Raw genomic sequence first — 1,642 nt, forward strand, 5'->3', positions numbered from 1 at the left:
CATGGCCCTCGCCCCGCAAGATCCGAACGCACCGGAATTCGTGCGCCGTTACGTCAATCTGGCCGATCCGCGTCTGGGCGCGCAGGCGCTGCAGGCCAGCGACGAGTTCTTCGCGGCCAAGGAGCGCATGCTCAACCCCGAGCCTGCGGTCTTCATTCCGGGCAAGTATGACGAGAACGGCAAGTGGATGGACGGCTGGGAGACGCGCCGCAAGCGCGTGAACGGTTACGACTGGTGCGTGGTCAAGCTCGCGCGCGCGGGCGTGCTCTACGGCGTTGACCTCGACACCAGCCACTTCACCGGCAACTTCCCGCCGGCCGCCTCGCTCGAGGGCTGCTACAGCCCGAGCGGCGATCCTTGCGCGTCGGCCGAGTGGTTCGAACTGCTGCCCTCGACCACCCTGCAGGGCAATGCGCACCACTACCACGCGATTGCCGAGCAGCGCGCGGTGACGCACGTGCGCGTGAACCTGTATCCCGACGGGGGGCTGGCCCGTCTGCGCCTGTACGGCTTGCCGCAGGGCGACTGGGCCCACCGTTCGCGCGACGCGCTGATCGATCTGGTGGCAATGGAAAACGGCGGGTACGTCGTGGCGGCGAACAACCAGCATTTCGGGTTGGCGTCGAACCTGCTGATGCCGGGCCGCGGGGTGAACATGGGCGATGGCTGGGAGACGCGCCGCCGGCGAGAGCCGGGCAACGACTGGGCCATCATCGCGCTGGCGCAGCCGGGCGAGATCGAGAAGATCGAAGTCGATACGGCGCACTTCAAGGGGAATTTCCCGGACCGGTGCTCCATCCAGGCCGCCTACGTGACGGGCGGTACCGAGCAGTCGCTGATTACCCAGTCCATGTTCTGGCCGGTGTTGCTGCCCGAGCAGAAGCTGGCGATGGACAGGCAGTTCGTCTTCGAGGCGCCGGTGCAGAAGCTGGGGGCCATCACGCACATTCGCTTTAACATCATTCCGGACGGCGGGGTGTCGCGTCTGCGGCTGTGGGGCCGCCTGAGCGAGAAGACGGCATAAGGCCAGACCCACGCCCCTCGCACCCGCTGCGAGGGGGGAAAGGAAAAGCGCATGCAGACACAAGGAGAGCGTGATATGTCGGGTCCGACGTTGAAGATAGCGCGATTGACGCGAGAGGCGTTCGCGCCGTTTGGGGATGTGATCGAGTTGTCGGGCGCGAAGCATTTTGCGATCAATGGCGGGACGACCGAGCGGTATCACGATTTGGCGACGGTGGATCTGGGCCCGGACGGCGGCCGCACGCTGATCAACGTGTTCCGAGGCCAGCCGCGGCGCTTGCCGTATGAGGTGAAGATGCTCGAGCGCCATCCGCTGGGCAGCCAGGCGTTCATCCCGTTGAAGACGACGCCGTATCTGGTGGTGGTGGCGCCGGCGGGCGAGCTCGACGTGAGCCAGATGCGGGCGTTCGTATCGGACGGTTGGCAGGGGGTGAACTATGCGCGCGGCGTGTGGCATCACCCGTTGTTGGCGTTGGATGAGGTGAGTGACTTCGTGGTGGTCGATCGCGGGGGCGAGGGACACAACTGTGACGAGCAGGACTTGCCGGGCGTCTATCTGTTGACGCAGGCCGCGTTGGACGCGGCCCGAACCACAAAGAAGGTTGCATAGGGCGAGCCA

The 1,642-nt window shown here is 65.8% G+C and carries 2 protein-coding genes; both read left to right on the top strand.

The window, feature by feature from the left end; all coding sequences use genetic code 11:
- The first annotated feature begins 1 nt into the window (after position 1).
- Positions 2–1,024: an allantoicase gene (gene alc / locus PNO31109_RS21770; RefSeq protein ID WP_150557514.1), complete on the top strand. Its 1,023-nt coding sequence runs from the start codon at positions 2–4 to the stop codon at positions 1,022–1,024.
- 51 nt (positions 1,025–1,075) lie between these two features.
- A complete protein-coding gene (locus PNO31109_RS21775) occupies positions 1,076–1,633 on the top strand; it encodes an ureidoglycolate lyase (protein WP_150557515.1) in 558 nt (185 codons plus the stop codon).
- The last annotated feature ends 9 nt before the right edge of the window (positions 1,634–1,642 follow it).

Source organism: Pandoraea nosoerga, from assembly GCF_902459585.1.
Classification (GTDB): domain Bacteria; phylum Pseudomonadota; class Gammaproteobacteria; order Burkholderiales; family Burkholderiaceae; genus Pandoraea; species Pandoraea nosoerga.

Excerpts from the sequence above, each read along its gene's own strand:
- alc (WP_150557514.1), top strand. The coding sequence starts at position 2 with ATGGCCCTCGCCCCGCAAGATCCGAACGCACCGGAATTCGTGCGCCGT.
- PNO31109_RS21775 (WP_150557515.1), top strand. The coding sequence starts at position 1,076 with ATGCAGACACAAGGAGAGCGTGATATGTCGGGTCCGACGTTGAAGATA.